At 37.4% G+C, this 20,706-nt stretch carries 15 protein-coding genes and 1 other annotated feature; of the genes, 4 read left to right on the forward strand and 11 right to left on the reverse strand.

All coding sequences use genetic code 11. The features are described 5' to 3' along the window. Positions 1–7 precede the first annotated feature (7 nt). The 8 genes from pheS to IGL80_RS09435 form a co-directional block, all read right to left on the reverse strand. The gene (pheS, locus tag IGL80_RS09400; RefSeq protein ID WP_002360588.1) at positions 8–1,054 is read right to left on the reverse strand and encodes a phenylalanine--tRNA ligase subunit alpha; all 1,047 of its coding nucleotides are present in this window, start codon (positions 1,052–1,054) and stop codon (positions 8–10) included. Between the two features lie 56 nt (positions 1,055–1,110). Then, positions 1,111–1,329, reverse strand: a binding site (T-box leader). Between the two features lie 43 nt (positions 1,330–1,372). Then, positions 1,373–1,717, reverse strand: coding sequence for a winged helix-turn-helix transcriptional regulator (locus IGL80_RS09405; RefSeq protein WP_002358035.1), 345 nt, complete (start codon positions 1,715–1,717; stop codon positions 1,373–1,375). 69 nt (positions 1,718–1,786) lie between these two features. After that, entirely contained in the window at positions 1,787–5,581 is a 3,795-nt protein-coding gene (gene addA / locus IGL80_RS09410; protein ID WP_002360589.1) for a helicase-exonuclease AddAB subunit AddA, read from the reverse strand. Beyond that, on the reverse strand, positions 5,574–9,164 hold the full coding sequence (locus tag IGL80_RS09415; protein WP_002404445.1) for a PD-(D/E)XK nuclease family protein: 3,591 nt from the start codon (positions 9,162–9,164) through the stop codon (positions 5,574–5,576). Before IGL80_RS09415 ends, addA begins: the two co-directional genes overlap by 8 nt. Positions 9,165–9,274: 110 nt before the next feature. Next, positions 9,275–9,823, reverse strand: coding sequence for a signal peptidase I (gene lepB, locus IGL80_RS09420; RefSeq protein ID WP_002358039.1), 549 nt, complete (start codon positions 9,821–9,823; stop codon positions 9,275–9,277). Between the two features lie 220 nt (positions 9,824–10,043). After that, complete coding sequence (locus IGL80_RS09425; protein ID WP_002360593.1) at positions 10,044–10,763, reverse strand: LutC/YkgG family protein; 720 nt, start codon at positions 10,761–10,763, stop codon at positions 10,044–10,046. After that, positions 10,756–12,228, reverse strand: coding sequence for a LutB/LldF family L-lactate oxidation iron-sulfur protein (locus IGL80_RS09430; RefSeq protein WP_002360595.1), 1,473 nt, complete (start codon positions 12,226–12,228; stop codon positions 10,756–10,758). Before IGL80_RS09430 ends, IGL80_RS09425 begins: the two co-directional genes overlap by 8 nt. A 12-nt stretch (positions 12,229–12,240) precedes the next feature. Beyond that, positions 12,241–13,002: a (Fe-S)-binding protein gene (locus IGL80_RS09435; protein ID WP_002360596.1), complete on the reverse strand. Its 762-nt coding sequence runs from the start codon at positions 13,000–13,002 to the stop codon at positions 12,241–12,243. A 368-nt stretch (positions 13,003–13,370) separates the two neighbouring features. Here IGL80_RS09435 and IGL80_RS09440 point away from each other — a divergent pair, with 368 nt between their 5' ends. From IGL80_RS09440 to IGL80_RS09455, 4 genes are all read left to right on the forward strand, one after another. Then, on the forward strand, positions 13,371–13,658 hold the full coding sequence (locus IGL80_RS09440) for a hypothetical protein (RefSeq protein WP_002393431.1): 288 nt from the start codon (positions 13,371–13,373) through the stop codon (positions 13,656–13,658). A gap of 180 nt (positions 13,659–13,838) precedes the next feature. Continuing rightward, on the forward strand, positions 13,839–14,024 hold the full coding sequence (locus IGL80_RS09445) for a hypothetical protein (protein WP_002358046.1): 186 nt from the start codon (positions 13,839–13,841) through the stop codon (positions 14,022–14,024). Positions 14,025–14,194: 170 nt separating this feature from the next. Further along, a complete protein-coding gene (locus IGL80_RS09450) occupies positions 14,195–15,547 on the forward strand; it encodes an amino acid permease (protein ID WP_002404447.1) in 1,353 nt (450 codons plus the stop codon). 109 nt (positions 15,548–15,656) lie between these two features. Then, complete coding sequence (locus IGL80_RS09455; RefSeq protein ID WP_002358048.1) at positions 15,657–16,058, forward strand: YxeA family protein; 402 nt, start codon at positions 15,657–15,659, stop codon at positions 16,056–16,058. Here the strand turns inward: IGL80_RS09455 and IGL80_RS09460 are convergent. From IGL80_RS09460 to ace, 3 genes are all read right to left on the reverse strand, one after another. Continuing rightward, positions 16,055–16,789 carry a class I SAM-dependent methyltransferase gene (locus IGL80_RS09460; protein ID WP_002404449.1) on the reverse strand — a complete coding sequence of 245 codons (735 nt, stop codon included), beginning with the start codon at positions 16,787–16,789 and terminating at the stop codon, positions 16,055–16,057. The two genes, IGL80_RS09455 and IGL80_RS09460, sit on opposite strands and share 4 nt — an antisense overlap. 69 nt (positions 16,790–16,858) lie before the next feature. Then, entirely contained in the window at positions 16,859–18,454 is a 1,596-nt protein-coding gene (locus IGL80_RS09465) for an ATP-binding cassette domain-containing protein (RefSeq protein WP_002360601.1), read from the reverse strand. A 124-nt stretch (positions 18,455–18,578) separates the two neighbouring features. Continuing rightward, positions 18,579–20,603 (reverse strand): collagen-binding MSCRAMM adhesin Ace, encoded by a 2,025-nt coding sequence (gene ace, locus IGL80_RS09470; RefSeq protein WP_192436379.1) that lies wholly within the window; start codon positions 20,601–20,603, stop codon positions 18,579–18,581. Positions 20,604–20,706: the final 103 nt, after the last annotated feature.

Consider the following 20,706-nt stretch of genomic DNA (forward strand, 5'->3'; position numbering starts at 1 on the left):
TTTTCAACTACTCCTTTACCTTGAATTGATTTAAGAAACGTAAATCATTTTGATAAAAATTACGGATATCATTTACACCGTAACGTAACATAGCAACGCGATCTGGTCCTAAGCCAAAGGCAAAGCCTGAGTACTCTGTTGGATCAATCCCTGACATTTGTAACACATCTGGATGAACCATCCCCGCACCTAAAATTTCAATCCAACCTGTATGTTTGCAGACGTTACAACCTGCGCCGCCACATTTAAAACAGCTAACATCTACTTCGACTGAAGGTTCTGTAAAAGGGAAATAGCTAGGACGTAAACGAATTTTACGATCTTCACCAAACATTTTTTTCATCATGACTTCTAACGTCCCTTTTAAATCACCCATTGTGACATTTTTATCGACAACAAGGCCTTCAATCTGATGGAATTGGTGACTATGTGTCGCATCATCTGTATCACGACGGAATACTTTCCCAGGAGAAATCATTCGTAATGCACCTTTTGAAAAATCGTGTTTTTCCATTGTTCGAGCTTGAACTGGTGAAGTATGCGTACGAATTAACATCTCATCTGAAATATAAAACGTATCTTGCATGTCGCGTGCCGGATGATCTTTTGGTAGATTCATGCGTTCGAAATTATAATGATCGGATTCTACTTCGTATCCTTCCACTACTTGATAACCCATGCCTAAGAAAATATCTTCAATCTCTTCCATAACTTGTGTCAAAATATGACGTGTGCCTTGAGGCATTTGTTTTCCAGGTAAAGTTACATCTAAACTTTCTTCTTTTAGTGCCGCATTTAACGCTTCGTTTTCTAAAACAACTTTGCGCGCTTCAATTGCTTCTGTTAATAAATCACGAATTTCATTTGCAAAGCCCCCCACCACTGGTCGTTCTTCTGGTGAAAGGTTTTTCATGTCTCTTAATACTTCGGTGATTGGTCCTTTTTTTCCTAATGTTTCTACGCGAATTTGGTTTAATTCTTTTAAAGTAGCAACTTGTGCGATTTCTTTGAGCGTATTGTCTCTAAGAGCTTCTAATTGCGCTTGTAATGTCATTATGCGTTCCCCTCTATCTTTTATTTAAACTAAAAAAAACGATAACCCATTCCTTTCAAAGGAACGAGCTATCGTGTTACCATCCTAATTCATAACAAATTGTTGTCATGCACTCATTTCATTTAACGGCAATTACCGGTTTGCTTTCTTCTTGAAAACAAACAAACTCAGGAAGTGAATTTCGCTTGGTGACTGTGTAAATCAGCTTCCAGTCTCTGGCTGACTCTCCCTAAAACACGTCAATTCAAACTACTTGTTTCCATCACTGTTTTTTTAGTTATTTAATTACGTTTAGTTTACAAGAAGTTTTGCTTGCGGTCAACTGCATTCTTCGTCTTTTACCCATTTTTCTGCCCAATGTTGAATTTGTTCCATTGCTAATTGCAAGTCTTCGCCTTTTTCGGTTAGGAAATATTCTAAGCGATTTCCTTCACCGCAACGAACAGCTTTGGTGATAATTCCTTCAGCTTCTAGTTCCTTCAATCGCTCTACTAAGACACGATCACTTAACATTGGAATTTTTTCTTTTAATTCGCCAAAACGTTGAGGACCTCGTTCTAATAAAACATCAATAATTAAACCATTCCATTTTTTACCAAGTATTGAAAATGATTTTTCAAATTTGGGACAAAGTACAAACGATTCTGTTTTTACTTTTTCCATCTTCCTCACCTCTTCAATGAGTATAGCACATTCCTTACAAAATGTAAGTGTTTCTGCTTCTAATTTTTTCTACTTTATAAAATCTACAACATTTCCTGTCTGCATGTCAATAATTACTCCTCCATTTAATAAAATTAAATAGACGTGCGACACCTCTTTATGCGTTGCCTCTTGTAGTGCTCTACGATAAAGATTCATCTGTCCGCGATACCGTTCGACAATTTCAGAAATCGCTTGGGGAGAGGTGCTTTTTACATGATCGGTTTTATAGTCATACAAAATGCATTGATTGTCTAATTCGATATAGCCATCAATAATCCCATGAATTAATAAATCATCTTGTGTCGTTTCTGGATAATTTTGAATGAGCTCTTCTGCTTCAATCAGCATAGAAAAAGGTTGTTCCCTTCTAACGGTTTGATGGTGTTGAATCAATTGTTTTCCTAGGGCGGTGTCAAAGAAGGCCACGATTTGTTCCAGATTCATTTTTTCAGCAATTGCTGGTAAAATCAATTTATTTTCCACTAAGCGTTCTTGAACAGCTCGCACTTCCTCGTAAGAAGGTTGCTTACTTAAATCAATTAGTTGTAATAAATAATGGGTTGCTGTCCCAATTTCAGCTGCTGAGGGCGCTTGAACCGTATCTAAAAATTTAGGCTTACTTAAATCTCCTTCAATCATTCGATTGACAATCAACGGTTGCGCTTGAATAGTATTGTCTTCCCGAACCTCAATTTTACCAATTTCTTTGTTATCGGGGTCATCAAATACTCGCTTGATTTCAGAAACAGACTGATAACTGGTAGTCCGAGTAGCCACTTCAAACGGATAATTGAAACTTAACCGTGCAAGACCACGATTGATTTTGTCAGCAGATAATTGCGCTTTTTCGGCTAAATCCTCTGCTTGTCTTTCTGGCAATTGTAATTGCTGAATGGCTGCTCGTAGTTGTTCTTCGTTGAACCACTGAATATGAAAGTTAGCTGGGTGCTTTTTGACTTGCGGAACGTTACTTACTACTACTTCTTGCTGATATTCATCGGCTTTTTGATGGCGTACCAATGTCATCCCAACCCAATTCATTAAACTACTTTTACTTTGCAAGCGATTTTCAGCTGGTAGCACCAGTGTTTCCACATCGCCAACTTTCAGCCACTCTTTCCACATTGCCGCTTGGTCTTTATAGGAGCCCACCAGAAAAAGTTTTTGTTCTGCACGTGTCAACGCCACATATAACTTCCGCATTTCTTCGGATAGTAATTTTCTCAATCGTACTTGTTTAATCGCCAAAAATGGTAAAGTATCGTACATAACTCGTTCTTCAGGTTGTAAATAACGAATGCCTACCCCTAAATTTTCTTCAAAGATATAGCGTTCATTCAAATCACTGACATTAAATTCTTTGGTCATATCTAAAACGAATACCACCGGAAATTCTAACCCTTTACTAGCGTGAATCGTCATGACGCGTACGGCATTCTCTTCACTTAAAACGACTGGTTCTGCTAAATCTTTGTCTTTTTCTTGCATTTTTTCGATGAAGCGAACAAATTGAAATAATCCGTGGAAGGTTGTTTTTTCATACGCCGCGGCCCGATCGACCAACGCATATAAATTGGCTTGGCGTTGTTTGCCAACAGGCAACCCGCCAACATAATCAAGGTAGGCCGTTTCTCGATAAATCGTCCACAGCAAGGTGCTAATCTGGTTGCGTCGAGCCTGTTCCCGCCATTTTTCTAATGATTCAGCAAAACGTATAGTTTTTTCCTGAACAACTGCTTCCTCCATGGTTGGTTCCATCTTTTGATTAAACGTTAAAAATGCTTCGTAGTAACTGGTTTCCTTATTAGCCAAACGAATAAGCACTAATTCGTTTTCTTTTAATCCAACAATTGGTGAACGTAACACAGCTGCCAAAGGAATGTCTTGATAGGGATTATCAATCAATTGAAGCAAGGCAATCATTGTACGAATTTCCGTTGCTTGGAAATAATTTTGAGCATCATTGACTTGAACTGGAATTTCTAATGATTTAAAAACATCTAAAATAGTTAAATTATTTTTCTTTGTAGGCGTTAATAAGACAATATCTTGATAAGTAATCGGTCGATCCGTTTTCAGCTTTTTATCATAAATTAAGAAATTTTGGTCAATTAATTCACGAATTTTCAAAGCAGTAACGTAAAGTTCCCCTTCTGTCTTATCTTCAATCAACAACTCAGGGGATTGTAATTCTGGAAATTCAACTGATTCTGTTGCTTTTTTTTCATAAATTAGCAATTCAGTTGAATAATCAGCCGCCTCCGAAAATTGATCAAAGCCATGAAGCAAAGCGGCTGACTCATCGTAAGCAATTTGGCCCACTCGCTCATCCATTAATTGACTAAATACTAAATTCGTAAAGTCTAAAACGTCTTTGCGGGAACGAAAATTTTCAGCTAGAATAATTCGTTTGCCCTCTTTGCCTTGCCCATACTGATTGTATTTTTCAATAAACAACGTAGGATCTGCCAAGCGGAAAGAATAAATAGACTGTTTCACATCCCCTACCATAAAAAGGTTTCCTTCTGCGCTAAGCGGGCGGCGCAACCAATACAAAATAGATTCTTGTAATTGATTGATATCTTGGTATTCATCGACTAACACTTCATCAAATTTTTCGCGATAGTAAAGAGAGGCTTCTGATGCATGCCAGCCATCTGCCTGATTTTTCGCTAAAATAGCTAACGTATAATGTTCTAAATCGTTAAAATCCACTAAATTTTTAAGCCGTTTTTCTGTGCCATAGGCCTCCATAAATTGTTTCCCCACGTGAGCCATTTCTTGAACAATGGGCGTGGCCTCTTTCAAGACTTGTTTCATGGCATCTGGAGAAAGTGTAAACAGTTGCTTTTTCAAATCATTTAACGCTTTTTTATTTTGTTCTCGTAACTGTTTGGCTTGTTCCGCGGTTGGTTTCAACTCTTCGGCACGAACCGTTGGGTAGCGGTCAAAGCTTAACAATTCAGTCAAATTATAGGCGCTTTCTAAATCATTTCTCTCTAAAAATTGTAAAAATTGTTTTGTTTGTTCCTTTTCATTTTGAGCTAAATACCAAATCTTTTGAAGTTTCTCTTCGCCCTCTGTTAAGGTCACCATTTCTTCGTAACGCTGAAGAGTTCGTTGTAACGTCTCAACGGCTAGCGGTTTTAAATACGTCTGAAATAACGTTGATTCGCCTAGCTGATCCCCTACTTCGTAGGCTTGTGTTAAGCCATTAATCCACGCCTCTGGATCAGGATTGGCTTTGGCAAATTCATAAAAAGAAAAAATTAAGTTAGTGAGTCCGTCATCACTACGATCATTGGAAAAATTCGCTGTTAATTGGTAAAATTCTTCTTGATTTTCCGCATAAAATTGTTCACGTAATGCATCCCAAACATCTTCTTTTAATAACAATGTTTCTGTTTCATCTGTTAACATCCGAAAAACTGGATCTATGTCAATTAAATAATAAAAACGACGAATAACAGTTAAACAAAAGGCATGTAACGTGCTGATATTGGCTGTTGGCAAAAGAGCAATTTGACGAGAAAAATGCCGTCTTCTTTCTGGATCTTGTTCTTCATTCATTGCCTTTTGTAAAGCCACTTGGATACGTTCTTTCATCTCACGGGCGGCGGCTTCAGTGTACGTCACAATCAAGAGACGATCGATATCGACGCCGCTTTTGACTTTTTCAATGACACGGCGGACTAAAACAGTGGTTTTTCCTGAGCCAGCCGAAGCAGAAACTAAGATATTTTCATCGCCATCAAACACCGCTTGCCATTGACTGTCGGTGAATTGCTCATTGGCTGGACGTAGTGGAATTGTTTTACTCATCTTCGGTTGCTCCTTCCTCATCTTTGTTTAACAAGCGCGCCATAATTTCCTCTTTGGATAAATTCTCAATACGATGATAATTATTTTCTTTTAGCATCACATCAAAATCACAGACACTTCGAAACGGACAATAGCGACAAGCAATCCGTTCCTTGCCTTGATAAGCGGGATTAAGTTGAACTTCGCCGCCAATAATTTGATTCCCCGCTTCAATAAATTTATTTCGGTTATGGGAAAGCAACGCGCCTAATTCTGGTTCTGTCACAAATTTATCTTCTTGGCGACGACCAGGTTTAATTTGTTCTTTGGCGGATTCTTCAATCGGAAACAGCAACGAACTTTGTTTAGCTTGCAGACTCGTATCTAAATGATCCAATAAATCTGGGTCTTTCATCAAAAGACCATCAAACTGATATTTTTTAAGCATTTGTTGTTCAATGTCGTCTTTGCCTTCATAAGATAATGTAGGATTGTGTACATGCAGATAAAGTGAGCCAGCAGGTTTAGCTTCTTGACCAACTAATTGCACAGCATCCATTAAAGCCACATCCAAGTACGTCAGCATTTGCATGGCTAAGCCGTAATACGCTTCTGTCATATTAAATTTACGGTGACTCGATTTATAATCAATCACACCTAAATAGGTTGATTCGGGTGTAACCAATTGATCAATCCGGTCGATTTTCCCCCGAACATGAATTTTCCCTTGATTTTTTAATGGTAATTCCAAACCAGAAATTCCTTTTTTAGCGGCAATTTGGCCAAATAACACTTCTGTTTGAACAGTCGTCATGCCACTTCGTTGGCTTTGACGTTTCAGCGCCCAACTGACTTTTTTAATTGTTTGACTCAATTGATAGCGAATATAGTTCATGCGACTAGAGGTCGTTAATACAGAAAAACGCGCATCCCCTAAAATACTATTTAGCACTTCCTCCGCCAATAAATTGACTTCCTGATCGGTTAATTCAGATAAGTTCCGTTGATTAATAATCAATAATTTAAAGAACTGATCCAATGCTTCATGGAAAAATTCCCCTGTAGCTGCTGGCGAAAGCCCAAAGACATCTCTTTCTTTCAAACGTAAGCCATAGCGAGAAAAGTATTGATACTGACAGCGATAAAAACTCTCCATCCGAGAAACGGACGTATAAATATCTTTACCATATAAAGGTTCTGCTAAGACCTCATCAATCTTTTCAGGAATATTTTGATGCGTTAAACTTTCGAAAACTTGCTTGGCTAGCGGCGCAATTGATTGGTTCATTAGCGCTTTTTCCATATTTAACCAGAAAGGCAACAATGCTTCTTGTGTTTCTTTCCGTTGTCTTTTCAAACGCGTTAATTCACCGATTAACGTCCGATACGTACTAATATGGGCTAAACTGGTCGTTTCATCATCGAAAATGGTTGTTTCATTTTTTTCAAAAACGGGCAAGTTTAAATCTTTTTGGATATTTTTAAAATAAGGAGACGGTTTGACTTCTTGAGCGGTGTCTTTAACACTTGGATAGGTTAAATATAACCGTTCTCGCGCAGAAGAAAAGACGAGATACGCAACATAAGGTTCTTGCGCAATTTTGCGTCCGGTTGTCCCACGTAAATATTGGTTTTCCGTTAACGTATCATTGATTGTCTGACGTTCTTCATCAGACAACAGTGTTTTATTTTCAATCTTTTGTGGAAAAATTTCTTCCGTCATCCCAATAGCAAAAGTAACCTTGGCAGCGCCAGGTCGAGTTAAATCCATTGCGCGAACTTGTACTTGGTCAATCGCTGTCGGCACTTTACTATAGTGCAAACCTTCCAAGCCACTAACAAATATTTCTTGAAACGTTGTAAAATCAAACGAACTTTCTCCGTAAACAGTGACGTATTCATCTAGTAACGACATCAATGCATCCCAAGTCTGTTCATGGTTACGAGCTGTTTCTAGTTGACCTGCTTCGATAGCTTGTAAGCGCCACATTTTTAATTGTGTTGCCACACCACTTTGCAGTAAAAAGTGATAGAAGACGGTCGCTGCTTCCAAACCAGTTTTGGCACTTATCATTGCTTGAAAGTAACTAGGTAACAGCCGTTGAAGCGATTGACGAATCGCATTTGACTCTTCTTCCATCGTAGCGACATCTTCTTGCTCTTCCGCTTCAAAATCATACCGAATAAATTCCCAATCTTTTTCTTGCGACCAATAATAACCTTCATAGCCGTATGCCAGGACCACATTTTCGGTAATATCAACTTTTCTGCGCCAAGCGTTCCGTTGGTTTAACCAATCAGTCAAGCTTTCTTCAGAAGTAGCGAGTTGATTCATTGGCATAAATAATTCCGTTCTCAAAAAACGGAGCACATCGCGATAACGATAATTGTACGAATGAATAGCAAATAAAGATTCAATCCATTCGACTAAAGGATGCCGATCCATAGCCATATCTCGGTCGACATAAACAGGAATCTCGTGTTCCGCAAAAATCGGTTCTAATAAATTTTCATAACAATCTAAATCACGAGTCAACACCTGAATTTCTTTGTACCGATACCCTTCTTCCACTACTAAACGGCGAATTTCGGTTGCAACATGTGTTAATTCTTCTTTAACGTTTTCAGCACGCCACAGAAATAAGCCATCGCCACTCCAGTCAGATGTGCTTAATGGAGGCAGGTGTTCTTGCGATTGAATCCAATAATCGTTTAATCCTTGCAAGTCTGGATTTGTAATTAATACCTCTTTCTTTTCCACATAATCTGAAAGAATCGGGATTTGCTTCTGCCTTGCTAGTTGATAAAGCTGATGATAGGTTTGTCCCGCTTCATAAAATAACGACCGCGGATCAGGTAAGTCATGCGGATATTGTTTGTCCAATACGAGGGCTACTTTCACAGAACCTGCTTGCGCCATTAGCACTTCAATCAACTTTAATTCTCTGGCAGTAAACTGCTGATAGCCTGAAATAACGAATTGAACATTCGACAAATCAACCGTTTGTAAATACTCGCTTAAATGTTGAATAATCTCCGCTGATTCATAGCCATACTGACTCATTTGTAATTGGAATCGCGTAAAAATTAACGTTAAATCTTGAAACTTAAGTTGTAAATCTTGTCCTTTAGGGTTCTCCGTTTGTTTTTCTAAAAATGGATAAAGCTCCGCAATCTCAATATTGCCTTCGCGCATTTCTTGATAAAGCTGAAATAGTTGCTGAATAAAGCCGGGCTTGTTAATTTCACCTCTAAAAATTTGTAACTCTTCTTCTGCTTCTACTAAAATTTTGCGGAAAATCATCGCAGCGCCTGCATCAGATAAAACATCTGCCGAGTAAAAAGGTGTATGTTGTAAATAGTACCAAGCCAAACGATAAAAACTAAAAACCTGCAGACGGGTACTGGTTATTGAATCAGACGTAGTTGTCTGTAATTGACGTAACTTTTGCAAGACTTGAATTTCTTGCTCAAACTTAATATGGTTCGGGACTAAATAGAATACTTCATGCTGTGCGTCTTCCTCTAGCCATTGTTTTGTCGCCTGTATAAGTGGCGCTTCTAAGTCTGCCACGGCGGTTCCTCTAATAAACTGCACACTCATGGTTTCACATCCTTTTCCTTTGCACTGCCTTTATTTTACCACAAAAGAAGGACGGAAACATGTGTTTGTTTTTACACATTTCCGTCCTTCTCTTTTACTCATTGTCTCTTTTATTGTTTTGACACTTCTGGTATTGGACCAAACCGTGAGAATGGCCACATCACAAATTTCACTTCACCCAAAATATCTTTTTTATGAATAAAACCAATGACACGACCGTCTTTTGAATTCCGTCGATTATCACCTAAAACAAAGTAGCTATCTGCTGGTACTTTTTCTTTTAATGAAAAATCGCCTGTCAAAGGTTGACCATCTGTTAAGGCTTTTTTAAATTCATCTAAATAGGGTTCGTCAACTTCTTTTCCATTGATGTACAACGTATCATCCTTGTACGCAATTGTATCTCCAGGTAAACCAATCACACGTTTAATATAATTTTTATCTGGTTCATCTGGCGCTGGGAAAGTAATAATATCGAAACGATTAATTTCTGTGTTTTTTAACGTAATTACCCGTTCACCATCTGCTAACGTTGGATCCATTGAATGACCTCTCACTACGACAGGCGTAAATACAAATTGTCTCAGTAAAAACAGACCCAAAGCTAAACAGGCAAAAAAGACGACTGTTTTAATTAATTCTTTTGATTTCAAACTCATTCCTCCAAAAACCTTATTATCTTATGTCTCATATTCTACCACAAAGTAAATCAATCCTATAGTGCTTAACACTCAATTAATTTTTATGTACGCTTTTTTTACAAAATGGTCAGAAAAAAAACGTATTTCTTTCAAATTTGATTCTTACTTTTTTGATCCTGCTCATAAAAAAAGCACAATCAATTCTAAAAAGGGCTGAATTGATTATGCTTCTAGCGTTTTAGCGATCCATCACAACCACGTAACAAACTTCTAAAGGACCATGCAACCCGACAACCAGTTGCATTTCAATATCTCCTGAATTAGAAGGCCCTGAAATAAAGTGAATCGCTGAGCCGATTTTTTCGCCTTTTTCTATTTTTTCTGTATAAAAAGCTGCTGGCTGAGTCAAACGTGGAACGAGTTTGCTAAACGGTATAATTGAAATGTAATGCTTCGGTAAAAAATGTAAGGCTCTGCCTTGTCCCGCATTGGACTCCACCACAATCGTTCCTGATTCAGCTAGTAAAAACTCAGCAAAGGCAATCGCGATATTTGCCTGAGCAGCTGTTTGAATATTCGCTTCTCGTTGCTCACTTCCAGGTTGCCATTGCTTAACAGAAACAGCCTCTAATGACTTAGCTAAATCAGCTAATCCATAGGCTTCAAAACGTGCATCTGTTGGCAATAAAAGATTGCCCCCACCAAACTCAGCAACAATTTGCTGAATCGTCGTCAGTAAATTTTCTTGTGTGGTTTCCACTAAGTTCGTGTGAATCGTTTCCACACGTTCTTTCACAATCGTTAATAGCTCTGCTGGTGTTTTATCTGCCAACTGTTCTTCTGGTAAATGATTAACTGGCTCAAATGGATGGGCCGAAACAGGCTGTTTTTCTACGCCTAATTTTTCTCGTAGATTTTGTAAAAAAGGTTCTCGATTTTGAATCGCTTCGTTAGTCATTTTTTTCACCTTCTTGATGTTTTTTGAACCAACTTCTGAAGTTTTCTGAAGATTTTGGTGGTCTTGGCAAATCACGAACATCGGTCCAACCTTTTACTAACCCTGGTCCTTTATCAAGGTAGCCCCCATGATTGTACATGTTTTCAACAGTAATGTCTTTTTGTTTACTTAAAATGCCCGCTGCAGCATGATCGACTTTCATGGCTGCTTTAAACATTGCTGGTGAACCAGTGGCTTTACCTACCATACGCATTTGGAAATCTTCAAATCCATGTTTCATTTTCAGATCATCGGTCATCACTTTACGATGTTCAATTAATAATTCGTGCAATGGAATTTTCACAGGACACGTTTCCGTACATGCCCCACAAAGACTAGACGCATAAGGCAATTCCCCAAACTGTTTATATCCACCTAAAATTGGAGAAAGCACAGCACCAATTGGTCCTGGATAAATAGAGCCATAACCGTGCCCTCCAATATGGCGATAGACCGGACAAACATTCAGACAAGACCCACAACGAATACACTGTAAGACTGGCTGAAAGGCTGTTCCTAAAGCTTTTGAACGCCCGTTATCCAAAATGACTACGTGAAATTCTTCCGGACCATCGGATTCATCCGCATTTTTTTGCCCAGCAAACGTCACATACGTTGTTAAATTTTGACCAACGGCACTTCTGGCTAAAAGGTTATCTAAAACCTCTGCTTCACGCATTGTTGGTACGATTCTTTCCATTCCCATTAACACGATTTGTGTCTTAGGAATACTGATGGTCAAATCAGCATTTCCTTCATTTGTATTTAAGTTAATTAAGCCGCTATCCGCAATAGCGAAATTACAACCTGTAATGCCAATCTCCGCTTCCAAAAAGAATTTGCGCATCACTTCTCGTGCACAGCGTGCCAAATTTACCGGGTCATTATCTCCTTGATACCCTAATTTTTTCGCAAAAACCTGACGAATCTGTTCGCGATTTTTATGAATACTTGGGAAAACAATATGTGACGGCTCATCCCAGTCATCCATTTGTAAAATGAATTCCGCCAAATCTGTTTCCATCACACTAACATCGTCTAATCCCAATAACATTGGATCTATATCGACTTCGGTCGTCACCATTGATTTAGATTTCACAATTTTTTTCGCCCTTTTTTCTAGAACCACTTGTTTCACATATTCATTGGCCTCTTCGGCGGTTTGAGCAAAAAAGACTTTGCCACCTCGTTTGGCAACGTTATCACTGAACTCTTCTAAATAGTCAGGCAGATATTGAATGGTATGTTGGCGAATTTGTTCTCCCAGTTCACGCCATTGTGGCCAATTGCCTAAAGCTTCCCGCGCACCTTCTCGTTTCTCCCATTGGGCATCTTGTGCTTTGGCGACAGCCTTTTGCATAAACACATCTTTTTTACTTTCTTCAATTCGTTCACTTAACGGCTTATTGCTCGTTGATAATCCCACAGTTCTTCCCCCTTACCCTACCGATATGATTTGCGGTTGGTCCATGCGTGCTTCATCCACTTCGTGATTAAGGACTTCTGCAATATGCATAATCTTAATCTTTTTCCCATCACGATTGAATTTACCCCCGATATTCATCAGGCAACCCATATCCGCACTAATTAAAATTTCTGCGCCTGTATCAATCACATCGTTCATTTTTTCCGTCACCATTTGTTCAGAAATAGCTGGCATTTTCACTGAAAACGTTCCGCCAAATCCGCAACAATTTTCAAGATGTCCTAAAGGAATCATTTCTAATCCTTTCACATGATCCAACAAAACAAAGGGTGATTCTCGTTCATTTAAAATTCGCGTCATATGACAAGAACGATGATAAGTGGCTTTCCCATATAGCGTTGCGCCAACATCTTTGACCCCTAAGACACGATAAAGAAACTGACTAAACTCATAAGTTCGCTCAGCTAAACGTTGTGCTTTTGGTCCATAAATAGGATCATCTGCTAAAAATTTGTGGTATTCTTTCATCATGCCGACGCAAGACCCCGCAGGTCCCACCACATAATCGGCACCGTCAAAACTATCAATTTGATTCTTAAGCGTTGTCGTGCTCTCTGTCACATAGCCACTATTGTACGTTGGCTGACCACAACACGTTTGGCTTGTTGGTAAAACCGTTTCACAGCCATATCGTTCCAAAACCTCTACCATTGCTTGCCCTACATTTGGAAAAAGTAAATCCACCACGCATGTCGAAAATATACTCACTTTCACGCAAAATAACCTCCTCGTTTTCTACGAAAAGGCTCCATGAAATTAATTGGGCGGCTGTCATTAAAAGTCACTTGGCTGTCGTCTCTAACTACTTCACAGTGCCTTTTCAACAAATACGTTATTTGTAACAAAAATCTTTTTTAAAATGATTCTTATACAATAATTATTTTACCAGTATCTGGTTTTAACAGCAAACGATTCCAGAAATTTTGTGCATTTTCACACAAAAAAGGAGGCTTTTTTATAAAAGTTTCTTTTAACCCCTTTGAAATTCGTTTTTTCTGAAGAAAAGAGTGACGAAATTTTGAAATTTTGGTAAACTAAGAAAAAACGAGAAACGAGGGCCATGCATGTTCATTTCATTTAACATGTTTATTCTATTAATTGTTGCAACGATCCTAATGATTTTTCTGATTATCTATTTGACAGTCACTGGAAATGATAAAAATAATAAAAAGAAACAAAAGAAAGAAGCAAAAAGAACTACGCCAACTTCAAACAAAAAAACAACCGTTCCCCCTTCTCAGAAGCCAAATGTTGTGACTGATGTTGCAAAAAAGAGCGAGCCGGAAAAGCAAACCGTACAACGAACACAGCAACCAACCACTAGAGAAGACGAGACTTCTCAATTTACACGAAGCCAACGTCATAAATGAAAATGGGCCATAAGTCGAAATGACTTATGGCCCATTTTCTAATTCTTAAGATAATCAGCTGAACAAAAAATCCGCTAGTGGTTTCACTTTTTCTTTTAATTAATGATAGTTTATTCTTCTTTTCAGGTGTATACTAAATGATTGAAAAGAGACTTTAACTAATTAGGAAGAGGTGATTTTTTGTCTGCAAAGCGGTTTATTCAATTATTCATTTGTTATGCTATTTCAATGATTGTCGCAATACTTTTAACGGACTTATTTAATTTCTCGAGTCCTATAGCTTATTTAGTAGTGGCTAGTATCATCGGCTATGTAGTCATTACTGTTCCATTAACAATTATGACTCTATTAAAAAATAAAAATTAATAAAAAAATTGAGCAATTTTAATCACTTAAATTGCTCAATTTTTTTATTTTCATAATATTTTTCACTTATTTTTTCATTTTCATTGACAGAATAGTTGTAATTGTCAGAAAATTGTATATAATAAAGAAAGTTATTTTCATATTATTTTTTTCAATTAAAGGAGAATCCTATGAGTGAAACACAACAAACAACCTTAAAAAAACAATTAAGCTCGCGCCACATTACGATGTTAGCCTTAGGGGGAGCGATTGGCGCAGGTCTTTTTAAAGGAAGTGGCGAAGCAATTGGTATTGCTGGTCCTTCTGTTTTAATCGCCTTTCTAATTGGCGGTGCTGTTCTCTTCATCGTCATGAGTGGTTTAGGAAAACTTGTTTTAGATGGCGGAGACACACATCATGGTTTGTCTGGCTTAGTTCGACCATTTTTAGGTGCACATTCTGCTGATTTTATTGATTGGGTTTATTATTCCATGTGGACAATTAATATTATCGCAGAAGCGGTTGCCGCAGCTTCCTTTTTACAACTTTGGTTTCCTAATATTCCTGCTTGGTTTTTTGTTTTCATTTTAGCTATTTTAACGACGCTCATTAATCTTTACTCGGTTCGTTTATTTGCAGAAACAGAATATTGGTTGGCGTTTGCTAAAATTAGTGTCATCATTTTGTTAATTATTTTTGGTGTTTATCTGGTGGGACAACAAATGCTAGGCAGTGGTGTCTTCCCTACTTTACAAAGTATCACCAAGCATGGTGGCTTCGCCCCACATGGCATGAAAGGTATTGTTAATTCTTTATTAGTAGTTATTTATTCTTATGGCGGTTCAGAATTAATCGCGATTACTGTCAGTGAAGCAGATGATCCTAAAAAAGCCATTCCTAAAGCGATTCGTGGTGTGATGGGACGGATTATTTCCTTCTATATCATTCCATTATTCTTACTTTTGATTATTTTCCCTTGGAATACCTTAGCAGGCACAACGGTGAGTCCATTTGTTATGGTTTTTGAAAAAATGAATATTCCTTTTGCTGCTGACATCGTAAATTTTGTGATTATTTTAGCCTTGTTTTCTTCTATTAATTCTGGGGTATACGCCTCTTCTCGCCTTTTATATTTTCGCTTAAAAGATAAAAAAGGACCCATGAGTAAACTAGCGGTTTTAAACAAGCACCAAGTACCTCAACGTTCAGTTTTCTTCTGCGCCAGTGTTTTATATCTGGGCGTTATTCTTTCTTATTTTGTTGGCGATGAATTATTTGGTTACTTAGCCGGTTCTCTCTCTTACACTGTCTTGCTAATTTGGATTTTAATTAGCGCTGCGGCGTTTGTTCTGTCTTTAAAACGAGGGTCTCTCTTTGAAAAAAGTATTAATCTCCTTGCTTTAATCATTTTAGGACTCATCTTTATTGGCATCTTATTTACAAATTCGTTAGGCGTTACTCTTTTAACAGGCCTATTGTACTTTGTTATTTTCTTTAGTTATCGTAATAAAAATGATTCCTTTCTACTCTCTGATGAAAGCTAAATAGACCAAAAAAACGAACAGTTTTGTAAGATAACTGTTCGTTTTTTCGATGTTCCATCTCCTTCTTCTTTTGCTATGCTATTTTTGTAAATTGTTAGGAGGAGAAAAAATGAAAAAAATCGGCGCTATTTTATTTATTGGCTTATTTATTGTTGGTGGTTATACAGGCTATCGTTATTATGCAGATACATATAAGGGTGAAAAAGCCTATGCACAAGTTCCTCTAGAAATTCCTGAACGAAAACAAACAGTAGATGACAATCAAAAAAGCATAGATGGCCAATATTCTTTACACTATCGACTAACTTTTGTTAAAAGTAATGGAAAAACGCAAGTTATGGACTACGAACGGACAGACAAAAATCCTCAACCTTTGGAACCAAATGCTTACATAGAAGCAACCATTAGTAAAAAAAGAATCATCCAATCTCCTGTCAAAATTGATAAAAAAGAGATTCCAGAAAAAGCTTTCGCACAATTAAATAACCGAAAAACAACCAGCGATAATTAGTCATCGCTGGTTGTTTTTTTACATGGAATAACAATTAATTCATAAATAATGGTACGCTGATTTTGCTTAATTTCATGAGAACCAAAAATTTCTTGTACGCGTTGTTCTAAAATTGGAACTGAACATTGTTCTTCAAAATAGTTGCGGAAAAAGTCTTTTGAAATAGCTTCTGATGCTTCAAAGAAAAATTTTTTTGTGAAAAAAGGTCGCTGTTCTTTTTTTAGAAATGCTTTGTATTTTGCCATCCAATTTAACTGCGGGTTGCTCTCTTGCTCAAAAGGAGAAAATAACGAATCTTGCTCTTCCACTAGCCGAAATATAAGACACCATTCCTCACTTAATTGGCACAATGCATTAACTTTTTCCGGCGTATCCAAAGCAGGATTCATCGCTGAAAAAACGACTTGAAATTTTTTCCCAGTCTCAATCAGTCTTTCTTGGCTTTGGTGAAGAAAAACAACGTTGCTTTGTGCTTTTGCTTCCGCAATCTCCAACATTCTCTGAGAAATATCGGCTAGCGTATACTCCGTGACTTGCTCTTGAAAAAAAGGTAAATATCGTCCCGTCCCACCTGCGATATCCAGAAATGTCTGACACGGAAAAATGCCTTCTTGGACCAAGAAATCACGTAATTCTCGAGCAATTGGAAATGGCGATTCTTGTTGAATTTCTTCATATTCTTCTGCAAATTCATCCCAAAATTCCGCTAATTCTTGCTCATTATTATTCATCAACAGTTGCCCCTTTCTCTCAATTCTTATAAAAAGTGTAGCAAAAGAAGCGCCAAAGAGCTAACAAGTTCACTCATTTAAATCAATAATTTCATCTACAAATCGCAGGGTTTTAGGTCGATGAGTAACCAAAATAGTCAACTTATTATGGGTAAATTTTTGTACTTCTTGTAACACTTTTTCTTCGGTCTTTTCGTCCAATGCAGAAGTCGCCTCATCTAAAATAAGGATCTCTGCTTGTGTAAATGCTAAGCGTGTAAAAGCAATCCGTTGTTTCTCGCCACCAGAAAAATTCATTCCTTTTTCACTCACAATAGTGTTTAAGCCTTCCGGTAACCGTTCATAAAGTTCCCCCAACTGAAAACGATACATAGCTTCAATTACTTGTTCATCAGAAATTTCTTGATTAAATACAATATTTTCTTTCAACGTTCCTTGAAATATTGGCACATCTTGAGATAAATAAAAAACTTTTTCATAATAATCTTCCAAATTGAATTGTGTTAGAGGAAATTGATTCACATAAACTGTCCCCTCTGTCGGCTTCAATAATCCTAAAATCAATTTAATCAGGGTAGATTTGCCTGTCCCACTTTTTCCAATCAAGCCATAGGTTTTGTTCATTGAAAATTGTCGATTTTGTTGGGACATAATCGTTTGACTATCTACGCTAAAACACACCTCTTTTAATGAAATTGTTTGAATTTCAGGTAACGCTTTGCCTGGAACCGCTAAGTCAGGATCATCTTCTTTTTTATAAAAATCTTCCAAGCGCTGATAGGCTACTTTATCCAAATTATATTGAACAAATAAAACATTAAATATGGCTATCGGCGTATAAATTCGATCGATATACATCACTATCGCTACAAGTCCACCTAAACTTAGCGTCACGACGTTAGTAAAACTAAGTACGACAATACTTACTTTGATAAGTGCAACTAACAAGGCAAAAAAGCCAAAGAAAAATTCATGGATCATAGTCATTTTTGTTATATTTTGACTATTTTCCTCTGCCATTAACGCGTAATTTTCAATCTCTTTTTTATATTTTCGATTAATTCTAAAAGTTACTAGTTCTGTCATCCCTCGTATCAAAGTAGCATTCATTGCTTCTTCAGAAATAAGTGTTTTTTCTTTCATTTTTTGTAGCGTTTTCAAAAGTATTTTGGTTAAAATAAATACAATCACATAACCAATTAGAATTGCTGGTAATAATTTTTTATCAATCAATGCTATGAAAAATAAATTAAATAACGTCTCTGGAATTAACTCTCGAAATAAGCGCCCATAAAAATTCAAGTGGATATTTCTCCCAGCTGCTGCACCAACTTCTACTTTTTGTAGTAAAGCTCCCGCTCCCAGTTTTAGATATTCTTCATAGGAAATCTTGCTCATTTTTATTAAACTTAATTTCTTCAAATAGAAATAGATGCCATTAGTTAAGTAAGCTTTCGGTTTCTGTTCACAGTAAGACAATAGCGGAATTAAAATAATTGTCGTTCCATACGCTACTAACAACCCTAGTTGGAAACTTTTTTGATAATGATCTAACAACTGTTGAAAAAAATAAATTGCTAAAGCACTACATAATGAAACAATCACGCCAATCAAAATGTACCAAGTGAAGCTTTTCCGAAAGTGCGACCATATTTTTTTAGTCATTTACTCCCTCCTTTTCGAGCAGTACATACCTTACTGTAGCATAGTTTTTGATTGGCGCCTATCAGCAATTTATCTCCAGATAATAGAAAAGCCCCCCAGCGAAAGCTGGATGGCTTTTCTATTGTTAATTCTTTCTGATTTGTAGATAACTTACACCTAAAACGGCAAATGTACTTGCCAGTATTCCTGCTATTAGCATAAACGGTGTTTTTGTTGTGCCTGTTTTGGGAAGTTCTCGTTGCCCGTTTGCTTCATTTAATTTTTGAATTGGTTCACTAAGCAGTTGGTGAGCCAATTGTGGGCTTCCTTCATTTTTCAATGTATTTAATGGAACGTTTAGTATTTGTGGTTGATTTTTTGATGTAATAGTTTTATTTGTCTCCACAGTTGTTTCTGTGGATGGCTGTTTTTTCTCAGTTGTAGTAATTTCTTTTGTTGGCGAGACATGGACTTCTGGTTGGCTGCTTTCTGCCGTTTCTGTTGTGCCGTTCTCTTCAGTTGTCACACTTGGTTTTTCAGGAATAATTGGTGAAATTGTACCTAACGTTTCACTTTCATCTGGATTTTCTTCTTCCGTTGGTGAGACATGAACTTCTGGTTGACTGCTTTCTGCCGTTTCTGTTGTGCCGTTCTCTTCAGTTGTCACACTTGGTTTTTCAGGAATAATTGGTGAAATTGTACCTAACGTTTCACTTTCATCTGGATTTTCTTCTTCCGTTGGTGAGACATGAACTTCTGGTTGACTGCTTTCTGCGGTTTCTGTTGTGCCGTTCTCTTCAGTTGTCACACTTGGTTTTTCAGGTATGATTGGCTCAATCGTGCCTAGTGTTTCACTTTCATCTGGATTTTCTTCTTCTGTTGGTGAGACATGAACTTCTGGTTGGCTGCTTTCTGCCGTTTCTGTTGCGCCATTCTCTTCAGTTGTCACACTTGGTTTTTCAGGTATGATTGGCTCAATCGTGCCTAGTGTTTCACTTTCATCTGGATTTTCTTCTTCTGTTGGTGAGACATGAACTTCTGGTTGGCTGCTTTCTGCGGTTTCTGTTGTGTCTGTCTTTTCACTTGTTTCTGTTGCCTGTTCCGAAGTAGGTGTCTTTGGTTCCCATTCTTCTATTGTCTCTAAAGGAATGTCTAGACTTTCTTCTGTTGGCATTTCCACATTTTGATTGCCGCTTGCCTCACCGTCTACAAAAACATTTTTAACCTGTGATGTATTTTTTTCATTCGTTGCGTCTTGATTGTTTAGTTGATAATTGATGTCATAACTATTTTTAAATGTTGCTTGATGTTGGCCTGCTTCTGTGATTGTCGAAGTGTAACGGACGATAAAGGAAGTAAAGCGTGCTTTATCCCGATAAAAACGTAAATTAAAGTCATTATCTGTTACGAAGTCAATTTTGCCATAACCTTGTTGCTCAAACTCGGCAAGTGAAATATATTTAGTTTCTTTGTCATTCACAATATCAAATGTAAAACTCTCTTTATTTAATTGTTGACCACTTCCTTGTCGATCCGCAATTGAAATATCTTCTGTGACATCGGATTTATTGAGGTTCACATTTAAAAACCAACGTACTTGATTTGACTCTCCAGCCAAATCGCCTACTTTATAAAAAAACGGATAGTCTCGCTCAATTTGGCCAGTCTCTGTGTTAGTCACTCCTTCAATCGTCAAACGTTGAGTCGCCGTTGCTGTTCCGAAATCCGTTTCTATCACATTCGGTTGCGAACTATTGGTGATAAGCGTTTTAATCCCGAAAGAAAAATGCCCATTCACATTATGTAAAGATTCAACTTTTTCGTTAAATGTTGCTACAACATGATCTTTATAGATAAAAACTTCCCCTAAACCATTTAAATTGATTTTTCGTGGTGAGCCATCGTTCTCGGTCATTCCAACTAATGCACCTGGTAAAGTTAAAGTAATAGTATCTCCAGGTTTTATTTTCTGATTCTCTTTGTCACTAAAAGATACTTTAATGGAGGTCATCTCTCCTTGATATAAAGTAGTATGATCCAATTCTACTTTGTCAACGATTGGACTTTTGCTCAATTCGGCGCCAAACGAAATTGGACCAATCAATAACGCCCCCGCAATTGGTAGAATCATTACCAACAGTAACACTAAAAATTTTACACTTTTTGTCATAAAAAATTATTCACCTTTCTTTTCTCTTATTTTTTCCACTTAGTGGTCTTTTTCAGAAGTTGACAATAGCAAAAAGATATGTCTCGTACAATATTAATGCTCA

Source organism: Enterococcus sp. DIV2467a (assembly GCF_050532945.1).
In the GTDB taxonomy this organism is placed as follows: domain Bacteria; phylum Bacillota; class Bacilli; order Lactobacillales; family Enterococcaceae; genus Enterococcus; species Enterococcus faecalis.

Coding starts and splice junctions, on each gene's coding strand:
- lepB (WP_002358039.1), bottom strand. CDS start 9,823: ATGAGTTTGAAATCAAAAGAATTAATTAAAACAGTCGTCTTTTTTGCC.
- IGL80_RS09450 (WP_002404447.1), top strand. CDS start 14,195: ATGAGTGAAACACAACAAACAACCTTAAAAAAACAATTAAGCTCGCGC.
- addA (WP_002360589.1), bottom strand. CDS start 5,581: ATGAGTAAAACAATTCCACTACGTCCAGCCAATGAGCAATTCACCGAC.
- IGL80_RS09465 (WP_002360601.1), bottom strand. CDS start 18,454: ATGACTAAAAAAATATGGTCGCACTTTCGGAAAAGCTTCACTTGGTAC.
- IGL80_RS09455 (WP_002358048.1), top strand. CDS start 15,657: ATGAAAAAAATCGGCGCTATTTTATTTATTGGCTTATTTATTGTTGGT.
- IGL80_RS09405 (WP_002358035.1), bottom strand. CDS start 1,717: ATGGAAAAAGTAAAAACAGAATCGTTTGTACTTTGTCCCAAATTTGAA.
- IGL80_RS09460 (WP_002404449.1), bottom strand. CDS start 16,789: ATGAATAATAATGAGCAAGAATTAGCGGAATTTTGGGATGAATTTGCA.
- IGL80_RS09440 (WP_002393431.1), top strand. CDS start 13,371: ATGTTTATTCTATTAATTGTTGCAACGATCCTAATGATTTTTCTGATT.
- IGL80_RS09415 (WP_002404445.1), bottom strand. CDS start 9,164: ATGAGTGTGCAGTTTATTAGAGGAACCGCCGTGGCAGACTTAGAAGCG.
- pheS (WP_002360588.1), bottom strand. CDS start 1,054: ATGACATTACAAGCGCAATTAGAAGCTCTTAGAGACAATACGCTCAAA.
- IGL80_RS09425 (WP_002360593.1), bottom strand. CDS start 10,763: ATGACTAACGAAGCGATTCAAAATCGAGAACCTTTTTTACAAAATCTA.
- ace (WP_192436379.1), bottom strand. CDS start 20,603: ATGACAAAAAGTGTAAAATTTTTAGTGTTACTGTTGGTAATGATTCTA.